At 65.6% G+C, this 18,509-nt stretch carries 18 protein-coding genes; all 18 read right to left on the reverse strand.

Annotated elements, in window-relative coordinates; genetic code table 11:
* Positions 1-61: 61 nt before the first annotated feature.
* The 18 genes from CSQ95_RS11925 to plsY all read right to left on the reverse strand — a co-directional run bounded on the left by CSQ95_RS11925 (position 62) and on the right by plsY (position 18,451).
* Positions 62-1,525: a TIGR01777 family oxidoreductase gene (locus tag CSQ95_RS11925; protein ID WP_099409668.1), complete on the reverse strand. Its 1,464-nt coding sequence runs from the start codon at positions 1,523-1,525 to the stop codon at positions 62-64.
* Entirely contained in the window at positions 1,522-2,163 is a 642-nt protein-coding gene (locus CSQ95_RS11930) for a DUF4166 domain-containing protein (RefSeq protein WP_099409669.1), read from the reverse strand. Before CSQ95_RS11930 ends, CSQ95_RS11925 begins: the two co-directional genes overlap by 4 nt.
* Positions 2,160-2,714 (reverse strand): GbsR/MarR family transcriptional regulator, encoded by a 555-nt coding sequence (locus CSQ95_RS11935; RefSeq protein WP_099409670.1) that lies wholly within the window; start codon positions 2,712-2,714, stop codon positions 2,160-2,162. Before CSQ95_RS11935 ends, CSQ95_RS11930 begins: the two co-directional genes overlap by 4 nt.
* Positions 2,715-2,781: 67 nt before the next feature.
* Positions 2,782-3,897: an acyl-CoA desaturase gene (locus CSQ95_RS11940; RefSeq protein ID WP_257218032.1), complete on the reverse strand. Its 1,116-nt coding sequence runs from the start codon at positions 3,895-3,897 to the stop codon at positions 2,782-2,784.
* Positions 3,894-5,009: a sterol desaturase family protein gene (locus CSQ95_RS11945; protein WP_099409672.1), complete on the reverse strand. Its 1,116-nt coding sequence runs from the start codon at positions 5,007-5,009 to the stop codon at positions 3,894-3,896. Before CSQ95_RS11945 ends, CSQ95_RS11940 begins: the two co-directional genes overlap by 4 nt.
* The gene (locus CSQ95_RS11950) at positions 5,006-5,629 is read right to left on the reverse strand and encodes a phosphatase PAP2 family protein (protein ID WP_257218033.1); all 624 of its coding nucleotides are present in this window, start codon (positions 5,627-5,629) and stop codon (positions 5,006-5,008) included. Before CSQ95_RS11950 ends, CSQ95_RS11945 begins: the two co-directional genes overlap by 4 nt.
* Before the next feature lie 11 nt (positions 5,630-5,640).
* Positions 5,641-6,936 (reverse strand): F390 synthetase-related protein, encoded by a 1,296-nt coding sequence (locus CSQ95_RS11955; protein ID WP_099409674.1) that lies wholly within the window; start codon positions 6,934-6,936, stop codon positions 5,641-5,643.
* Positions 6,933-7,763, reverse strand: coding sequence for an MBL fold metallo-hydrolase (locus tag CSQ95_RS11960; RefSeq protein WP_099409675.1), 831 nt, complete (start codon positions 7,761-7,763; stop codon positions 6,933-6,935). Before CSQ95_RS11960 ends, CSQ95_RS11955 begins: the two co-directional genes overlap by 4 nt.
* Positions 7,756-8,793 carry an NAD(P)-dependent oxidoreductase gene (locus CSQ95_RS11965; RefSeq protein ID WP_099409676.1) on the reverse strand — a complete coding sequence of 346 codons (1,038 nt, stop codon included), beginning with the start codon at positions 8,791-8,793 and terminating at the stop codon, positions 7,756-7,758. The genes CSQ95_RS11960 and CSQ95_RS11965 overlap by 8 nt, the downstream gene beginning before the upstream one ends.
* 10 nt (positions 8,794-8,803) lie before the next feature.
* Complete coding sequence (locus CSQ95_RS11970; RefSeq protein WP_099409677.1) at positions 8,804-9,784, reverse strand: 3-oxoacyl-[acyl-carrier-protein] synthase III C-terminal domain-containing protein; 981 nt, start codon at positions 9,782-9,784, stop codon at positions 8,804-8,806.
* A gap of 49 nt (positions 9,785-9,833) precedes the next feature.
* The gene (locus CSQ95_RS11975; RefSeq protein ID WP_099409678.1) at positions 9,834-10,742 is read right to left on the reverse strand and encodes an ion transporter; all 909 of its coding nucleotides are present in this window, start codon (positions 10,740-10,742) and stop codon (positions 9,834-9,836) included.
* An 81-nt stretch (positions 10,743-10,823) separates the two neighbouring features.
* Positions 10,824-12,575: a cation:proton antiporter gene (locus tag CSQ95_RS11980; protein ID WP_070287752.1), complete on the reverse strand. Its 1,752-nt coding sequence runs from the start codon at positions 12,573-12,575 to the stop codon at positions 10,824-10,826.
* Between the two features lie 106 nt (positions 12,576-12,681).
* A complete protein-coding gene (locus CSQ95_RS11985) occupies positions 12,682-13,926 on the reverse strand; it encodes a metal-dependent hydrolase (RefSeq protein ID WP_099409679.1) in 1,245 nt (414 codons plus the stop codon).
* A 102-nt stretch (positions 13,927-14,028) separates the two neighbouring features.
* Positions 14,029-15,690 carry a GDYXXLXY domain-containing protein gene (locus CSQ95_RS11990; RefSeq protein ID WP_257218034.1) on the reverse strand — a complete coding sequence of 554 codons (1,662 nt, stop codon included), beginning with the start codon at positions 15,688-15,690 and terminating at the stop codon, positions 14,029-14,031.
* Positions 15,687-16,646, reverse strand: coding sequence for a DUF2157 domain-containing protein (locus CSQ95_RS11995; protein WP_099409680.1), 960 nt, complete (start codon positions 16,644-16,646; stop codon positions 15,687-15,689). Before CSQ95_RS11995 ends, CSQ95_RS11990 begins: the two co-directional genes overlap by 4 nt.
* A 37-nt stretch (positions 16,647-16,683) precedes the next feature.
* The gene (locus CSQ95_RS12000; RefSeq protein WP_099409681.1) at positions 16,684-16,974 is read right to left on the reverse strand and encodes a DUF427 domain-containing protein; all 291 of its coding nucleotides are present in this window, start codon (positions 16,972-16,974) and stop codon (positions 16,684-16,686) included.
* A gap of 70 nt (positions 16,975-17,044) precedes the next feature.
* Positions 17,045-17,716: a DsbA family oxidoreductase gene (locus tag CSQ95_RS12005; RefSeq protein WP_099409682.1), complete on the reverse strand. Its 672-nt coding sequence runs from the start codon at positions 17,714-17,716 to the stop codon at positions 17,045-17,047.
* 90 nt (positions 17,717-17,806) lie between these two features.
* Positions 17,807-18,451, reverse strand: coding sequence for a glycerol-3-phosphate 1-O-acyltransferase PlsY (plsY, locus tag CSQ95_RS12010; protein WP_230502228.1), 645 nt, complete (start codon positions 18,449-18,451; stop codon positions 17,807-17,809).
* Positions 18,452-18,509: the final 58 nt, after the last annotated feature.

The raw sequence follows: 18,509 nt of genomic DNA on the forward strand, positions 1-18,509 counted from the left end.
GCCGGGTCTGACCCCGGAGCATGCCTATTCTACGCCCGGAGCAACGCGATACCACCCCACGTCACAAACTGCGCAGCGCCCCTTCCAGCTGCGGATAGCGGAAGCTGAATCCGTCGGCCAACAGGCGGCGCGGGGCGACCCGCTGACCTTCCACCAGCAAGTCGGCCTGCTCGCCCAGCAAGGCGCGCATGACGAAGGCCGGCGTGGGCACGACGCTGGGGCGGTGCAGCACGGTGCCCGCCACCTGGGCGAAGCGGCGCTGCTCGATCGCTTCCGGCGCGCAGAAGTTATACGCGCCGCTCACGGCACCCTGTTCGCTGCGGCGCGCCACATGGGCGATGCCGCGGATGACGTCGCGCACATGCACCCACGTGACCCACTGCTTGCCGCTGCCCAGCGGGCCGCCTGCACCGAAGCGTATCGGCAGCAGCATCTGCGGCAGCGAACCCTGGTGGCCGAAGACGAGGCCGAAGCGCATGCAGCCCACCTGCACGCCATGTTGCTCCGCCTGGCGCGCGGCCGCTTCCCATTCCTGGCACAGCTGCGACATGAAGATGGCTTGCGGCGCGCTCTCCTCCGTCAATTCCGTGGCGTCGCCCTGCGGCTGCACACCGTAGTAGCCGATGGCCGACGCGGACAGCAGCACCCTCGGCTTGTGCTGGGCGCGGGCGATCCACGCCACCAGGTCCTGCGTCAGCGCCACGCGGCTGCGGCGCAGGGCCGCCTTGCGCGCCTCCGTCCAGCGCTTGCCGACGATGCGCGCGCCGGCCAGGTTGACCACCATGTCGATGCGCTGCGCATCCGACAATGCGTCCAGCGACCGGATGCAGCGCACCTGGCCGTCGAAGGTCCACGCGGCCTGCTTGGGCTGGCGCGTCAGCACCGTCACCGCATGGCCGTCGGCCAGCAAGGCGCTGACCAGTTGCTGGCCGATGAAACCCGTGGCGCCCGTCACCAGCACGGACTGCGGCGCGGCGGCAAAGCGCAGATGTTCCTCCTGCTCTTCCTGCTCCTGCACCTTGCGCCGGCCCAGCTGCCATACGGCGTACGCGTCGCGCAGGCCGGACAGGCCCACGCCCACGCCGCACAGGGCGAGGAAGACGCTGAGCCAGCCGTACGGCTGCCATACGAGGGCCGTCGGCAAGGTCGCCCATCCGCTGCTGTTGAGGGCCAGCAGGGCGATGAAGGCGCCCGCGTTGATCGCCAGCACCGTGTGCGTGACCCGCTCCGTGGCGGGCAAGAGGCGGGTCTGGTCTTCGACGACGAAATCCCACAGGGTCAGCACGATTTCCACGCCAAACACGATCACCAGCACCCAGGCCCAGGCGCCATGCCATTCCCAGGCCGCCAGGCCCACGAACAGCAGGCTGTAGATCAGCGCGCGTGTGGCATGGATGGTCAGTTCCAGGCGCGCCGAGGCCTTTTGCGGCAGCGCTTCCGTGATTTCATGGTGATAGATGGTGTCGAAGGCGCCCAGGCAGCCTTGCGCCGCCATCAGTTGCAGGGCCAGCAGATGCGTATTCATGGTGTCTCCTTCATTTCCGGTGCGGCGGATTCGCGGAACACGCCGACCTGGGTGAATGTGGTGCCAAACAGGGCGTGGCGGATCTCGATGCGGATGTTGAACTGCTGCGGCGTATCGTTGCGGTGGCACAGATAGGTCTTGCCGGGCGTGAGCACGCCGGGCAGCGGCAGGCGCCAGCCGAAAAGATCCCAAAAATAGCCATCGCTGGTGAAATGCAGGTTGCCATCTTCCACGTGCAGCACCAGCTTCATGCCCAGGCCCATGCCCACGTATTCGAGCACTTCGCCCTTCGCGCTTTCGGCCATGTAGGACGTGAAGCGGATCGGCGCGCGGCCATGCAGGCGGTAGGTGCGCTGCTTGAAGATGAAGGGGCAGCCGGGGCGCGAATAGACTTCGATATCGACGGGGAAGTCGTGATCGTCATGCGGGATCAGGGCGCCGTCGATGAAGGGACGCGTGAGCCAGCCCAGCACCTTGCCCAGGCGCGAGCTGGTGAGTTCACTGAGTTCGCCCCGGTAATACAGGGGCTGGCCCGGCGCGGGATTTTTCTCGAAACGGCGCCGGATGTCCGGGTGCAGGGTGAGCCATCGCTCGCCCATGACCTTCTTGAACAATTCTCCTTCCGAGGGGCCGTTCATGCTTTTCCCGGCTTGCCAGGCTTGTCGTCCGGGCTGAGGAACTTGGCCACCTTGCCGCCCATCGACAGCATGCGCTGCAGGGTCGCCGGCGGCAGGTTTTTATAGTCGCTGTAGGTGGAACTGAGCATTTCCAGGAAGGCCAGCACTTCGCCCATGCGCGCCAGCGTGGCCGGCGGTATCGCCGCATCCTGTTCGCCCTCGATCGCGCATTCGCGCAGCACCGTCAGGGTGGGATCGATCTCGCGCCGCTTGCGCTCTTCCATGATGACGCGGAAGATTTCCCACACATCCTGCAGGGCGACGAAGTGGTCGCGCCGGTCCCCCATCACGTGCGTGATGCGCGCCAGGCCCCAGCTTTGCAATTCCTTCAGGCTGTTGCTGACGTTCGAGCGGGCCACGTTCAGGCTGGCCGCGATGTCTTCCGCCGTCAGCGGTTCATTCGCCAGGAACAGCAGCGCGTGGATCTGCGCCACCGTGCGGTTGACGCCCCAGCGGGTGCCCATTTCGCCCCAATGGAGAATGTACTTCTGCGTGGTCGGACTCAATTCCATGATTTTCTCTTATTTCTGTCGTTACAGAAATGTAAGACGAAACAGAATCCCAGTCAAGCGCGATTCGTCAGGTGCGGGTGGGCGGCTGGCCCATGGCGCGCAGAAATTGCTGCTGCGAGGCGTGCAGCTGGCCATAACCGAGTTCGCGGTACACAAGGCCGTGGCGCGGCGCCAGTTCGGCCAGGATGCGCGCCAGCGCCGGGTAGTGGCGGTGGCTCCAGGTGGGGAACAAATGGTGCGTCAGGTGCAAATTCAATCCGCCGAGCCAGTAGCCGAGCCAGCGCAGCGCGCGCGGCTTCGGCGTCCAGTCGCAGGCCGTGTAAAACGTGTGCTGGTACCAGTCATGCGGCAGGGTGCCGTCCTGCCCCGGCTGGAAGAATTCCACTTCAGCCCAGTGCGTGCCGAGGATCAGCGCCACCAGCGCGCACGAGGCGAGCATCTGGCCCACGAAATACGCGCCCAGCACCACGCCCCAGGCTATGCCATGCTGCTGCAGCACCCACATGGGCAGCGCCAGCACCAGCGCCACGTGGCCGAGCTTCCAGCCCAGGAACGACAGCCAGCCGCGCCAGCCCTGCAAGCGGCTGTGCGCGGCGACGGGCGTCTTGCCGAAGCGGTCCAGCCAGTCGCCATACCAGTTCAAATACGGCAGCGACAGGGCCGCCACCACGGGCCAATACAGGTATTGATAGCGGTACTGGGGCGACCAGCGTTGGAACGGCGTCTGGCGCAGGAAGGGGTTCGGCTCCGTGTCGAGGTCATAGCCTTCCACGTTCGCGTAGGTGTGGTGGAAATGCACGTGGCGGATGGTCCAGAAATCCGTGTCCACGCCCACGGGCAAGCCCACCAGCCGGATCAGGATGCGATTCAGGCGTCCCTGGCGGAAGACGGCGCTGTGGGCCGCGTCGTGCAGGGTATTCATGGCCAGCGCCATGGCCGCGACCAGGCAGGCGACATAGCTGGCGACAAACGGCCAGGTGTCGCCGGCACTCAAGGCCAGCGCATACAGCCCTGCCGCCAGCGCGGCCAGGAAGACGGTTTTAGCATGCAGGCGCCAGTCGCCGAAGCGGTGTTTTCCTTCGGCCGCCAGGTAGGCGTCGGCGCGCGCGCGCAGTTCGCGGCGGAAGGCGGAATCACGGGCGGGCTGGAAGCGCAGCGGCGGCAGGGAAGGCACAGGCGTCACGCGCGCGTCCCCGCCGCGGCCGGCCACCACAGGCGGCGAGCGCCGTCGAGGCCATGCGCCAGCAGCGCGGCCAGGAACACCATGCCCCACACGTCGCGCGCGCCATACCAGCCCAGATACAGGGCCGGCATGGCCACGGCGATGGCGACCCAGGCAATGGCGCCCCAGCGGCGCGCGTCCGACAGGCCGCCCAGCGCCAAGGTGCCGCCAAAAATCAGCGCGAACAGGATGGCTTGCTGCGCGCCGGCCAGCGCCGCTTCGTGGTTGACGTAATAGATCACGAGGCCAAACAGGATCACGCCGCCGATGCCGATGAACAGTTCAGGCACCTCGAAAGTGCCGCGCGACTGCCAGTGGGGAAAGCGCGCGCGCAGCCATTTGAACAGCTTGCCGTTGCTGGCCAGGAGCGGATTATGCGTGGGTGTCATGCCCTTCACGCCATAGCGCATTTCCACGCCCTCGAGTTCGGGCTGGAAGCTGCCGAACAGCCTGTCCCACAGCAGCAGGGTACCGCCGAAATTGCGGTTGATATAGCGTTTATCGGTGCCGTGGTGCACGCGGTGGTGCGAGGGCGTGACCATGAATTTATCGAGAATGCCGGACTTGTTCACTAGTGCATTGTGGTTATAGAACTGCACCGTGTAATGCAGGGACGAGACTACAAGGAAGATTTCCAGCGGCACGCCCAGCACGGCCAGGATGGCGATGAACGGGAAATTCGTCAGCGACGAATACCAGGAATTGCGCACGCCCAGCGACAGGTTGAAATGCTCGCCCTGGTGGTGCACCACGTGCACGGCCCACAGCAAGGGAATCTTATGGTGCAGCCGGTGCATCCAGTAAAAGCACAGGTCCCAGGCAAAAAAAGCGAACACCCACTGCGCGGCCACGGGCCACTGGTCGACGATGTGCAGGTTCACATGGCGCAGCAGCAGGGCGAACGCCGCCACTTCCACGCCGCGGAACACCCACATCAGGATGTGGCCTGAATTGAGGTTGAAGATCACGTCCTTCCACGGCACCGGGGTCTTGCGTACCCATTTGAGAATCAGCAGTTCGGCCAGCACGAAGGCCAGCATGACAAGGAAAGAGAGAGCAAAGGGGTTCATCATGATGCGGTTTCAGTAGAAATGACGCGGTGAGCGGTCCAGAATACCTGCATTTTCGCCAGCATGCCGCCAGCGATGCCGACAGCCAGGCCGGCGGCCAGGTCGATGCTCACGTGCCGGCGCAGCGCGATGATGGCGTAGCAGATGGCCACGCCCAGCACCACGGCCAGCGCGGAGCGCAGCAAATAGCGCTTGTCGCACAGGGCCCACACGCACAGCAAGGTCAGGGCGCCATGCAGCGACGGCAGGCAGTTTTGCGCGGAATCCGCCGCCTGCAGCAGGCGCAGCGCCTGCGTGCTCCAGGCGCCGCCCTCGCCCACGGGCGGATACGCGAGCGTCGTCGGGTACAGCAGGAAGACCACGCCGCAAGCCAGCGCAGAAAGCGCCATGGCGCGCGCCAGCCAGCGCACGCGGGCCGCGTCGGCCGCCAGGTAGGCGTACGGGATCAGGACGAAGAAGGACAGGTACAGCCAGATGGCGGCATCCGTGTAGGGAATGGCGCGGTCCAGCGCCGTTTCCGGCAAGAGTACCCCCTGCCCTTGCAGCACATCGCTGGAAAAATACACGAGGCCGACGCTGCCCCAGCCGGCCAGCAGGTGCAGCAGGCGGCAAGCTAAAGTCATGGAAGAAGGATTCATGCAGTGGCAAGGCGCCGGATGCGGCGCCGTTTCATGGTGGGGTCAAAGGGAGGCAATTCGCCGCTCGTCGTCCAGACCAGGCTGTCGACGGCCACGCCCAGGCCGCGCAGCACCGCCGCCAGGTGTTCGCGCAAGGCAGCCAGGCCAGCGTCGTCGAGGGCCGCGTGCAGCTGCAAGGCGCTGTCGCCCGATTGCAGCAGGCGGTAGTCGGCGTCCGGCGGCAAGGCTTGCGCGAACGCGCGCGTCAGCACGTCGGCAAACACGGCGATGGGGGCGCCGCCGCGTGCAGAGGGAAGCAGCAGCATGTCGTCGCAGCGCCCTTCGATGCCATCGATGGCGCGCGTGGCGCGGCCGCACGGGCATGGCGTGGCGCGCGCGATCAAAATATCGTCCAGCCGGTAGCGCACGATGGGCTGCGTGATGCGCGTGAAGTCCGTAATCACGGGCACGAAACGACGCTGTTCCGCATCGAGCCACTGCGGTTCGATGTGCACGTATTCCTCGTTCAGGTGCAGCACGCCGTGCTCGCAGCTGCTGGCGAGGAAACCCTCGGTGGCCTGGTAGATTTCATGCACGGCGCCGAACGCCTGCACGATCAGCGCGCGGTCCTGCGCTTCCAGCACTTCGGCCACCGAGATGACTTTTTTAGGCGCCAGCGCCAGGCTGCCATCGATGACGCGGAGCGCCAGCTGGCGCAGCACCTGGGCCGGCGCGACGATCACGGAAGGCTGATAGCGCGCCAGCTGCGCGCACAGGCTGTCGAACGGTGCGAACAGGTCGTAGAAGGCAAACGTGAGCCACGGCGAACGCACGGCCGTGTACAGATTGCTGTTCGCGCGCAGGAACAGGGCGACCCGTTCGCCGGAAAACAGGCCGTCAGGCAGCGCCTTGGCCAGCATCACGCCCGCCCATTGGGCCTTTTCGCGGGGGCTGACGGTAAACACGGCGCGCCGCGACGAGGTGCCCGACGACAGGCCCACCGTGATGTCGCCCACGGCCGGCGTGAAGTCGCGGCTATGCTCGGCCGCCATGGCCGCATCCATCGCCTGCGCCAACGTGATTCCCTCGGTGTTCATGGCGTCGAAATGCTCGAGCATCAGGGCCTTGTTCATCGTCGGCCACTGCGCCAGCGGCAGCTTGCGGTACGGGGCGAAATAGCGGCTGCGCGCGCACAGCACATCGACGAAACGGGCCAGCTGCTTGTGCTGGTAGGCGTCGAGCTGCGCGCGGCTTGCGAAACGCAGGCGGCGCGTGCGCCAGTACGACAGCAACAGCCAGACAATACGCTTCACGGGCGGCCCGCCACTGGCAAATAATCGTTGGTATCTTCATGCGTGATGCGGATCTGCGCCTGGCCCGACTGGTGCAGCTGGTGCAAGCGGTTCAGTGTGGCGTAGTACGGCGCGCGCTTGTGCTGGATGAGGAACGACAGTTCGGACGGTCCGCGCAGCTGCTGGAAGCTTTCCGGCACCCAGGCCGCGTCCGACGCCAGCAGGGTCCAGCCGCCGTCGTGCAGCACGAAGGCGCCGATATGCCCGATGGCGTGGCCGGGCAAGTCGACGATGTAGATCTCGCCCGTGCCGCTGACGTCGCGCCCGTGCGTGAACGGCAGCAAGGCGGCCGGCAAGGCCGTCTCGGGCACGCTTTCGACAAACGCCAGGCGGTCAGAGATATCGTTTGGCAGCAGCTCGGGCACGAAGGCCTGGCGCACGGCGGCCACGCCGGACAAACCGCGCACGGCGTCCCAGCCCGTTTTGGAGGCCATCAGCCGCGCGCCGGGAAAGTCGCGCAGGCCGGCGATATGATCGGCGTGGAAGTGCGACAGCAGCAAGGTGTGGATGTCGCAGGGCGATACGCCATGCGCGCGCAGCTGGCCGTGCAGCGACTCATTCTCGTCGAACGAGATGGGCGTTACCCACGCGTACATGCGGTAGACGCCTTTCGACGTGGCGGCGCGGAAGTGCTCGGCATACCCCGTGTCCCACAGGTACAGGCCCGCGCGGGTTTCGATCAGGTAGGCGCGCGAAGGGAAGCAGCGGCTGGCCAGCCCGCTGCCTTTCAAGACCATGCACGACGGATGGGTGCAGTGGCCGACGCGAAATGCGGTGATGCTAGCCATTGCGCTCCTTGCCCACCTTGTGCGCCGCCGCTTCCTGGCGCATCCACTGCGCCGTGCGGGCGATGCCGTCCTGCAGGCTGATGACGGGACGGTAGCCGAGCACCTTGCGCGCCTTGGCGTTATCGAGCGTCATGTCAAAACTGAGCGCGCCGATGCTGTAGGGCGTCAATGAGGGCTCGCGGCGCGTGAAGCGCGAGGCGAACTGCATCAGGCGCGCCACCAGCGCCAGCACGCGATAAGGCACGCTGACGATTTCGAACGGCTGCTGCAGATGGTCGCAGAACAGGCTGCGCAAGATGTCGCACAGGCGCGCCGGCTCGCCATTCGTGATGTTGAAGGCGGCGCCCGAAGCGATGGTCTTGTGCACGGTGGCCAGCCACATCGCATGCACGACGTTATCCACATAGGTGACGTCGATGGTGGCCGCGCCGCCATTGGGCAGCGGCAGCTTGCCGCCGCGCTCCTGCAGCACCCTCGCCAGGCGCGGGATCAGCACCTGGTCGTGCGGGCCGAAGATGGCGCGCGGGCGCAGGATCACGCACGTCATGCCGCGGTGGCGGTCGACGCACTCCTGCACCAGTTTTTCCGCCATCGCTTTCGAACGCGCGTACGCGTTGACGAAAGCGTCGGGGCGGAAGGTTTCCGGCACCTCGTAGCGGTTGCGGTAGTCGAAATAGATGGCCGGGGTCGAGATGTGCACGAAGCGCGCCACGTGCAGGCCGGCAGCCGCGCGCAGCAGCTGGGCCGTGGCCGTGACGTTGGCGGCGATGAAGTCGCGCTCCGCGCCCCACGGCGAGGACAGCGCGGCGCAGTGCCAGACGGCGTCCATGCCGCGTACCAGCTCGTCGACCTGGCGCGGGGTCGCTTGCGCCAGGTCGAGCGCCACGAATTGCGCGCCCATGCGTTCGAGCTCGCGGCCCACGGCCGCGTTGCGGCCCGTGGCGCGCACTTCCACGCCCTGCGCCAGCAGGGTGCGCACGGCATTGCGCCCCAAGCCGCCCGTCGCTCCCGTGACCAGTATCCGCCTCATCGCACCACCTTCACAGGTCAAGAATCATGCCGCCGATGGTCAGGCCCGCGGCCGTACCCATCATCAGCAAACGCTGGCCTGCCACGGCCCGCCCCGTCATCACCGCCTCGTGCAGGGCGGTGGGCAGGGACGCGGCCACCTGGTTGCCATGCGTTTCAAAGATCTTGATGATTTTAGCATCGGGAACGTCGAGGATGCGCGCCGCATGCGCGAGGCCCAGCGGGCTGGCCTGGTGCGGCACGACCACGTCGATTTTTTCCAGTCCCGCGCCCGATTCGGCCATCAGTTCCGCCAGGAAATCCGGCATCACCTTGACGGCCAGGCGGAACACGGCTTTGCCATCCATGCGGAACAGGTAGTCGCCCGGTTCGCAGCCGTTGCGGGGGTTGCGCTCGGTGCCGCCGCCGCGGATTTCGCAGTAGCGCCGCCCTTCCGGATACGTGCCCATCTTGTAGGCGCGGATGCCGGCGCTGCCGTCACCGCGCTCGACGATGACGGCGGCGGCGCCGTCGCCAAAGATCATCGACGCTTCCGGTTCGCTCCAGTCGACGCCGCGCGAGGCGAGGTCGGACGAGACGATGGCGATGCGGCGGTAGGCGCCGCCGGCCAGCATGGACGCGGCCACGCGGAAGGCGGCCATGAAACTGAGGCAGCTGGCGTTGACGTCGAAGCTTTGCGTGCCTGGCGGCAAACCGGCATGTTCGGCCACGAAGCAGGCCGTATTCGGCAAGGCTTGCTCGGGCACGCCGCAGGCGCAGATCAGCAAGTCGATGTCGGCCGGACGCAGGCTGGCATTCTTCAGCGCGTCGAGCAGGGCGGCGGCGCCCAGCTGGCTTTGCGATTCATCGGGCGCGGCGACAAAGCGCGACAGCACGCCGCTCTTGCGCAGGGTATAGCCATCCGGATGCCCCAATTTCAGGTCCAGGCTGGCGGAAGTCACACTATGCGACGGCAAGGCTTTGCCCGTCGCGATCAGGCGAACTGGAATCATGTTGGCCTTAACAAAGTAAAGTAAATATGGTCTATGTATGGTCTATACGCTAATCGCGCGCCAGCGGCGGCAAATCGACCCCGCAGTTCTTGCAGAAATTGGCATCGTCATCGAGCCCTTCTTTCAGACACGTGGGGCAGGTACGCGTGGTGACCAGCTTGGAGCTGCGCTGCACCGTCATTTCGGCACTGATAATGCCGGTAGGCACGGCCAGGATGCCCCAGCCGAGCAGCATCATCAGCGAAGCGATGGTGCGCCCGATGTCGGTGCGCGGCGTGATATCGCCGAAACCGACCGTGGTCATGGTGCTGATGGCCCAATAAATCGACGTGGGAATACTGCTGAAGCCGTTATCCGGCCCTTCCACGACATACATCACAGTACCCAGCAGAAAGACCACCATCATGACAAAAGACAAGAAAATGAGGATCTTGCGCCGGCTGGCCAGCAAGGCCCGCCCCAGCACCGTGTATTCATGCACATACGAGGTGAGCTTGAGGATACGGAACATGCGCAGCAGCCGCAAAATGCGCACGTCGATCAGCACGTGCGCACCCGGCAGCAGCAAGCCGATATAGGTCGGCACGATGGCCAGCAAGTCGATAATGCCGAAAAAACTCTTGGCGTAGCGCACCGGATGCTGCAGGCACGACAGGCGGGCGAAATATTCGATGGTAAATAAAATGGTAAAAAACCATTCGAGCGCCGTCAGCCAGGTGCCGTAGCGCTCGGCCACGGAGGCGACACTGCTGAGCACGACCACCGTCACGCTGATCAGGATGGCGGCGATCAGCAGCAGGTCGAAAGCGCGGCCCGTGCGCGTTTCCGCCTCGAAAATGACGGTGTACACCCGCTCGCGCCAGCCCCGCTCGGGCTTGCCGTATTTCTGTTGCGTTTCCTGCGCCGCCAGTTGCTGCGGCGTCAGGGGTGCCGCGCCGCTCTTCGTCGCGGCTTTCATGTGGGTAGTGTGCTCATATACTATTATTGTATAGATAATTGACAAAGCACGGCGATACGCACGTTTGCACTAAGGCTTGCCCTACGACAATTTTTTCGCCAGCAGCACGGCATTGCGCCGGTCGCGCTCCGCCTGCACGATGTCCGTCGTGCGCGCTTCCGACAGGCCCACCGTGTGCAGCACGGTGGCCGTCAGCTGCAGCGCCGACTCCAGCGCCTCGGGCACGACCAGGGTGGCGCCCGCCTGTATCAGGGCCACGGCATGCGCCTCGTCGCGCGCGCGCGCATACACGGGCAACTGCGGATATTCGCGGCGGATCGATTTGACGGCATGCAGCACGGAGGCCGCATGGTCCATCGTCAGCACGACGGCGGCGGCGCGGTCGGCATTGACCTTTTGCAGCAGTTCCGCGCGCGACGCATCGCCGAAATACACGGGAAAGCCGCGCGGATGCAGGGTCGTCACCAGCCGCGCATCGTTTTCAATCGCCACATAGGCGATATCCTGCTCCGTCAGCACCTTGGCCAGCAACTGCCCCACCCGGCCGAAACCGGCGATGATGACGGTGCTGCCCTGCGGCGGCAGCGCGCCGTGCGCCAGGTCGGCCAGCTGGTGGTGGTGGCGCTGTTCCCACCAGTTGCCGAAGGCGCGCGCCGCCTTGGCCAGCGCCGGCGTGGCGAACAGGCTCAGGCCCACCACCAGCATGACGAACTGCGCCACCTGCGGGCCGATCAGCTTGGTACCGAGCGCATACGCGACGACGATGAAGGCGAATTCGCCGCCCTGTCCCAGCAGCACGCCCGTTTCCACGGCGCGCCCCCAGTGAAAGCCGCCGATGCGGAAAATCACGCTGATGACGAGGGTTTTCAAGGCAAACAGGCTCAGCACGGCCAGGGGGATCAGAATCGGCGACTTGAGGATTTCGCGCACGTCGATCTGCATGCCCACCGACATGAAGAACAGGCCCATCAGCAAACCCTTGAAGGGCTCGATCGTCACTTCCACTTCGTGGCGAAATTCCGTTTCCGCCAGCAGTAGACCGGCCAGCAAGGCGCCCAGCGCCATCGACAAGCCCGCCAGGTACGTCAGGCCCGCGATGCCGAGGGTGCTGAGCAGGGTCAATGCCATGAACACGTCAGGCTGGCGTTTCTTGACGAAAAACTGGAACAGGGGACGGATCACGCGACGTCCCAGCAGATAGATCAGCAGGATGGCGCCGGCCGATTTCACGGCCGCAAAGCTGAGCAGATACGCCAGGTCGTCGCTGCGCCCGCTGGCGAACACGTCGATCAGGATGAACAGCGGCACCACCATCAAATCCTGGAACATCAGAATGGAAAAGCCCGCCTGGCCGGCCGGGGTCTGCAGGGAGCGCTGGTCCGTCAGCAGCTGCATCACCACGGCCGTGGACGACAGCGACAGCACCAGGCCCAGCACGATGGACGCTTCCAGCGACAGGCCGAAGTAATACGCGACGCCGCCGATCAGGCAGGCGCTGACGGCCACCTGCCCCACGCCCGCGCCGAACACCCAGCGCCGCAGCGCCCACAGCCGTTCCGTCGACAGTTCCAGGCCGATCATGAACATCAGAAACATCACGCCCAGCTCGGCCAGGCCGCTGACCTGCTCGGCGCGCACGAAGGAAAAATACGTCAGCCATGGGAAGTCGCCGGCCCACAGGCCGAAGCCGAACGGGCCGAACAGGGCGCCCACGGCCAGGAAGCCGAGCACCTGGTTGACTTTCAGGCGTTGCAATAGCGGAATAAAAATCCCGGCCAGGGCGAGAAACAGCAGGGTTTCCCGCAGATACGGTAAGGCGTGTTGCTCTTCCAAGATAATCCTAACTCAATGACATGCATGCTGAATTGATAATTGTCGCATGCTGGGCGACAGAGAAGTATGGGCACACATGATATTTTTCCACAAGGCAACAAATCCGCTACGGGCGCGCCGCTTGCGGCGGCGCCAGCATGTCGGCGCGGGGGCGGTCCCAGCCCGGCACATAGGCGGGACATGGCCGGCCGCGGAACTGCTGCAGCTCGACGGTCGTGAAATTGGGCAACATGCCGGGGTTGAAACGCACGTCCGTCAGCTTGTCGGCATTCAATCGGGGCATGCGGGCAAAGCGGAACCAGGCGTCGACATAGCAATTTTCTTCCTGCAGCGCACGCAGAGCGGCCAGGCTGCCCGCCGCCTGGGCGGAGACGGCGATGCCGGGCGCCAGTTGCCGGCCTTGCTTGCTGGTTTCAGCCAGCCCGGCCGGGCAGGCGGCGGGCGCCAGCGATGCGGGCAGCAGGCTCAGGGTGCCGCGCCGCAGGGTGTACACGTCCGTCTTGCTGTCGAGCGAAACGTAAATCCAGCATAGCGGATTGCTGGGAAACGCCGTCATCGCCACGTCCCACACGCGCGTGCCCGGATCGAGCCGCTGCACGGCCGCCTCGATGCGCGTACGGCCGATGGCCGACGCCACGCCCTGCGTGCCGATAAACGTGGCGGCCAGCGTGAAAGCCAACAGCAGCGGTCCCCGCCCCCGCTCGCCGGCCCGCCCTTGCAGCACGGCCAGGACCAGGCCCAGCGTCAGCAGCACGGCCAGCGCGGCGGGCGCCAGGTAGGTTTTATAGGTAAAGAAGCACAGGGCCGCCGCCAATCCGGCCAGCAGCACGCTTTTGACGATACCGTAGCGCAAGGACATGATCACGGGCACGCCTAGCAGCACCCAGAACATGGGTTCGACAATGAAGACCATGTCGCCATACAGCCAGCGGCTGTTGAACGGATAAAACGGGTGCAAGCCATAGGAATTGAGGAAATCCATGCCCATGTGCAAGCAAAATCCCAGCAGCAGACAAGCCGCCAGGCCGACGCGGGCGGGCACGCTCTCCTTGAGCAAGCGCCGCGCGCCGGGCCACAACAGCCACAGCAGGGCCAGCAACAGCAGCGCCTGCGGCAAGGCCAGCAGCAAGGTATGCGTGTGACCACGGTGGTGCAGCATGTAGCCGAACGGACGCGGCAGCAGTTTCGTGAGGACCAGGTCCAGGTCGGGGGCGTTGCTGGCCAACCAGGCCGTAAACAGAAACAGCGCACGCCGGGTGCGCTGTGCGGGGGCTTGCGGCTCGGGCGGCAGGCTGCGGTGTACCAGTTCGCCGACCCCGAGGCCGATGACCGAATGCGTAATATTATCCATCGGGCAATTTTACAGGATGCGGCTACCCCAGGAGCAAAGACTGGGGTCGTACCCTGAGGGTACGACCCCGGATTCTGCCATTGGGTTTGTTCAATCAAGCGGCTACAGCGCCTGTAAATCTTCCCCGCGCATGCCCACCAGCAAGGCGCGGCCATCGGGCAGCACGCGGAACTCGCCGTAACGGGCCTTTTCCCAGCGCGCCGCCTCGCCTTCCTTGAAGAACCAGGCATCGCTGACCAGTACCCAGTTGCCATCCTTCGGCGTCAGCTCGAGCAGGAATTCCCCGGGCGCCAGCGCCTCCCTGGTGTACGGGCGCAGCAGTTCGGCCACGCCGCGCGCATCGCGCCGGGCCACCACGAGGGGCCGGCCCGGCGCCCTGTCCACGCTGGCCAACGTGGAGAGGACACCCAGGTTGACGAAATTGAGGCGCATGTAGTCGCCCTGCATCAGCGAGCGGGGATCGACGGGTTCCAGCGCCACGAAGATGGCCTCGCCCTTGGCGATCAGCTGCTCCTTCTGCCAGATGCCGATATTGGCCACCAGCAGCACCAGCAGCAAGCCGCCCAGCGCACCCAGGCGCAAGAAGCGGCGCTCGACCGCCACGTCCGCCGGTTTGCTTTCCACCAGGTGCAGCACGGCGCCGCGCGTGGCCAGCCACGACAGCGCGCACAGCACGGCGCCGGCCACGGCCAGCAGCGCCGCCTTGCTGGCCAGCGGCCAGGCCAGCTGGTAATAAAAGCTGCCGATGATCCACGCCGCCGCCAGCGCGGCCGCGACGGCCACGCGTGTACGCCCGCTCGTCACGCAGTAGGCGAGAATCAGCAGCACGGGTCCCAGCGCCGGCATGAACCACGCCAGCACGATCAGCACCAGCGCCACGCCGATGGCGGGCAACTGGCGCAGCGCCGGCCAGCGCCAGCCCGTCCAGGCGGCCGCCGCCGTGGCCAGCACGAGCGAGACGCCGTTCAAGGCCTGCGTATACCATGCGCCGGCATGGTGCCGGCTCACTTCGCGCGCCACTTCGCCCGTGAAGCCGCCGCCCAAGGCACTGCCCAGCATGAAGGTCATGCCGGACCAGAAGACCAGCCCCAGCAAAATGGCCAGGACCCACCCCGTCGACAGCGATTCCAGGAAGGCGGCGACGGGGGCGCCGCGGCCATCGTTGAAGGCCTGCTTCTGCAGCCAGTGGGCGGCCAGCCAGAGTGCCAGGGCCAGCATCCAGGCCAGATACAGTTGCGTCGGATCATTGTCGAATATCCAGTCGCGCGTGCTGTCGACGATGCCCAGCCCCAGCAAGCCGCAGGCGACCAGCCCCAGCAGCACGCGCAGCCAGTCGCGCGGCAAGGCGGCGGCCACCACCAGGGTTGCCAGGCACAACAGCAGCGACGCCGTCTGCGTGGAATAGTCGCGGTACAAGGCGTAGCCGAGCAAGCCGCCGCCCACCAGCAGACAGGGCACGGCCAGCTGCTCGACAAACAGCGCCACGCCGCGCGTGCGGATCAGCAGCACGGACACCACCAGCACGATGGCGGCCACGACATACGCGCCGGGACCGTGGCGCACGACGCTTTCCAGGCCCACGCCCAGCGCGATCATCAGCGGGATGGCGGCAAGCCAGGCACCGAAAGCCGTCATCAGCACCAGCGGCCACGGCCGTACATCCTGCACGGGGCGGCTGGCGTTGGGCGGCAACAGGCCGGCGCGCGTGGCGTCGTCAATCAGGACGGCGAGCGCATCGTCGCGCTGAGTGTTCATCTTGCTCATGCCGCCTCCTGGCGCGTGCGCCACAGAATGCCTTGCACGGTCAGCGCCAGCAGCACGGCAGCCAGCAAGCCCAGCATGGCCAGCGCGCCGACGCCATCGCCATGGCCGTTGAACAGCACGTGCGTCAGCCCTCCCACCAGCAAGGTATTGATACCGAGCGCGACGGCGCTCAGGCCGAACACGTCAAAGTAGCGACGCGTGGCCAGCAGGACAGCGGCGACGGCCAGCAAGCCGAGACCGGCCCAGTACGGCGATTCGATCTCATTGCCGAACAGGGCACTGACGGCCGTGCCCGTGATAAGGATGGTGGCGAGTACCAGACCCAGGCGCAAGGCCCAGACACCGGCGCCCGTCCAGCGCGCCAGCAGGGGCGAGACAAACGCACAGGCCAGCAGCACGGCCAGCCAGCCGCTGACGAAAATGCTCAGATCGGCCGAATCGATGCGCCAGCTGTGGCGCGCATGCGCCTGCATCCACAGGGCGGCGGCCGTGGCCAGCACCAGCATCCAAGGCGTCCACAACACGTCGCTGCGCGCGACTAAACACAGGGGCAAGGCCAGCACAGCCCACAGGGCGAACAGCTGCCACGGATCAGCGCCCGTCTGGTAGGTCTGGCCGAAATACGCGAACAGGCCGCCGATGGCCAGCAAGGCCATCAGCAGCAGCGGTATGCGCGCCTTGGGCACGGCGAAGGCGCCCACGCAGGCGGCGGCCAGCACGCCTTGCAGCAGGGCAAAGCGGCCCATGCGGCCCAGGTCTTCCCAGTTGGCGGCGACCCAGCAGATCAGACCCATGCCCAGCAGCGCGGCGCCCAGCACGGCCACGCCGCGCGGCAGCCAGTAGGCCAGGCGCGCCGGTTCGCGCTGGAAGCCGGCCGCTTCCTGCAACTGCCGGGTTTGTTGGGCATCGAGCGCATGGGCCGAGGCGAGTTGGTACACGGCGAGGCGTAAATCCATCGTCTGCTTTCTTTGTCAGGAAATAGGGGGCGTCAGGTCAGCGCTCGACGCTCACGCCGTGCCAGAAGGCGACGTGGCCGGCAATTTGCTTGGCGGCATCCTTGGGCTGGGGATAGTACCAGGCGGCGTTGGCGTTCGTCTGGCCATCGACGACGAGGTCGTAATAGCTGGCCGTGCCCTTCCACGGGCAGACGCTCGTGTGGCTGCTGGGACGCAGATACTCCTGCGTCACCTTGGACAAAGGAAAATACACATTGTTTTCAACGACTTGCACCTGCGCATCGGTGGCTTGCGCGATGACGGCGCCATTCCATCTGGCTGTTGGCATTTGACTATCCTCCTTCTGCGCCGAGTGTAGCGCAAAAAGTCTGCCATGGCGCGCGCCATTGGCGCCCCGTTCAGGCGCCGCTGATGATCTGGCGCAAGGCTTGCTCAAACACTTCGGGCGGCTGGCCGCCGGAAATCAGGTGGCGCTCGTTGATGATGACGGCGGGCACGGAATTGATGCCGTTCTGCTGGTAGAAGCGCTCCTGCGCGCGCACCTCGTCCGCATAGGCATCGGACGCCAGCACTTCGGCTGCTTTCGCGGTATCGAGGCCCACCTTGCCCGCCACAGCCAGCAGCACCTCGTGCGAGGACGGATCCTGGCCTTGCGTGAAGTAGGCATCGAACAGCGCCATCTTGAGTTCCTTCTGGCGCCCTTCCAGTCCGGCCCAGTGCAGCAGACGGTGCGCATCGAAGGTGTTGTAGATGCGCCCGCGCTTGTCCATGGCAAAGGTAAAGCCCAGCTGCTCGCCGCGCGCGCGGATCGCTTCACGCGACTGCGCCATCTGTTCCGGGGTGGAGCCGTATTTGCGGGCGATGTGCTCGCCGATATCCTCGCCCTCGGGCGGCATGTTGGCGTTCAGTTCGAAAGGCTGGAAGTGGATGTCGGCCTGGACGGTGCCGTCCAGCTTGGCCAGCGCCTGCTCCAGCGACTTCAGGCCCACCACGCACCAGGGGCAGGAAACGTCGGAAACGAAATCGATACGGATCGGGGTGGGTGTGGCGGAGGAGGTGGAAACGGTCATGGTGGGCAGCCTTTGCGCGAGTCGGTGGCGGCCGCACCGCGCGGCGCCGCAAGCACAGCATATGCGTGCGGGCCGCGGGAAATCAAGCGCTTACTTTTTCTGCACGGGCGCCTTGGCCCCATCCTTCTTGCCGCCGATCTTGCTTTCTTTACCAGAGAGCAAGTTCGCGATGTTCTGGCTGTGGCGGTAGGCCAGCAGCACGCTCATGACGATGACGGCCAGCAAGATGGGATCGACGCCGAACAGCAAGCCATAGTAAAACGGCGCGAACAGGGCCGCCACCAGCGCCGCCAGCGAGGAATAGCGGAAGGCGTAGGCGATGATCAGCCAGGTGGCCAGGGTCGCCAGGCCCAGCCAGGGATTAATGCCCAGCAACACGCCGAGGGCCGTGGCCACGCCCTTGCCGCCGACGAAGCGGAAAAACACAGGCCACAAATGGCCGAGGAAGACGGCGATGGCTACCAGGGCCACAGCCGTGTCGCCCACGCCCAGCGCGCTGGCAAAATGGTCGGCCAGGAACACGGCCAGCCAGCCCTTGGCGCCATCGCCCAGCAGGGTCATGATGGCCGCGCCCTTGTTGCCGCTGCGCAGCACGTTGGTGGCGCCCGGGTTTTTCGAGCCATAGGTGCGCGGATCGGCAATGCCGTAGACCTTGCTCATCACCACGGCAAACGATATCGAGCCGAGCAAGTAAGCGGCCACTGTCATTGCCACGGTTGTGATTACTGGATTCATTTCTTCCCTTTATTGTGTTTATTGCACCAGCATCGAGGCTGGCGCAGCAGAATATACA

The sequence above is a fragment of the Janthinobacterium sp. BJB304 genome (assembly GCF_002735765.1).
Classification (GTDB): Bacteria; Pseudomonadota; Gammaproteobacteria; order Burkholderiales; family Burkholderiaceae_D; genus Janthinobacterium.

What these genes read in the sequence shown, in the direction of transcription:
- CSQ95_RS11925 (WP_099409668.1), bottom strand. Translation starts at nt 1,525, where the DNA reads ATGAATACGCATCTGCTGGCCCTGCAACTGATGGCGGCGCAAGGCTGC.
- CSQ95_RS11930 (WP_099409669.1), bottom strand. Translation starts at nt 2,163, where the DNA reads ATGAACGGCCCCTCGGAAGGAGAATTGTTCAAGAAGGTCATGGGCGAG.
- CSQ95_RS11935 (WP_099409670.1), bottom strand. Translation starts at nt 2,714, where the DNA reads ATGGAATTGAGTCCGACCACGCAGAAGTACATTCTCCATTGGGGCGAA.
- CSQ95_RS11945 (WP_099409672.1), bottom strand. Translation starts at nt 5,009, where the DNA reads ATGATGAACCCCTTTGCTCTCTCTTTCCTTGTCATGCTGGCCTTCGTG.
- CSQ95_RS11950 (WP_257218033.1), bottom strand. Translation starts at nt 5,629, where the DNA reads ATGACTTTAGCTTGCCGCCTGCTGCACCTGCTGGCCGGCTGGGGCAGC.
- CSQ95_RS11960 (WP_099409675.1), bottom strand. Translation starts at nt 7,763, where the DNA reads ATGGCTAGCATCACCGCATTTCGCGTCGGCCACTGCACCCATCCGTCG.
- CSQ95_RS11965 (WP_099409676.1), bottom strand. Translation starts at nt 8,793, where the DNA reads ATGAGGCGGATACTGGTCACGGGAGCGACGGGCGGCTTGGGGCGCAAT.
- CSQ95_RS11970 (WP_099409677.1), bottom strand. Translation starts at nt 9,784, where the DNA reads ATGATTCCAGTTCGCCTGATCGCGACGGGCAAAGCCTTGCCGTCGCAT.
- CSQ95_RS11975 (WP_099409678.1), bottom strand. Translation starts at nt 10,742, where the DNA reads ATGAAAGCCGCGACGAAGAGCGGCGCGGCACCCCTGACGCCGCAGCAA.
- CSQ95_RS11985 (WP_099409679.1), bottom strand. Translation starts at nt 13,926, where the DNA reads ATGGATAATATTACGCATTCGGTCATCGGCCTCGGGGTCGGCGAACTG.
- CSQ95_RS11990 (WP_257218034.1), bottom strand. Translation starts at nt 15,690, where the DNA reads ATGAGCAAGATGAACACTCAGCGCGACGATGCGCTCGCCGTCCTGATT.
- CSQ95_RS11995 (WP_099409680.1), bottom strand. Translation starts at nt 16,646, where the DNA reads ATGGATTTACGCCTCGCCGTGTACCAACTCGCCTCGGCCCATGCGCTC.
- CSQ95_RS12000 (WP_099409681.1), bottom strand. Translation starts at nt 16,974, where the DNA reads ATGCCAACAGCCAGATGGAATGGCGCCGTCATCGCGCAAGCCACCGAT.
- CSQ95_RS12005 (WP_099409682.1), bottom strand. Translation starts at nt 17,716, where the DNA reads ATGACCGTTTCCACCTCCTCCGCCACACCCACCCCGATCCGTATCGAT.
- plsY (WP_230502228.1), bottom strand. Translation starts at nt 18,451, where the DNA reads ATGAATCCAGTAATCACAACCGTGGCAATGACAGTGGCCGCTTACTTG.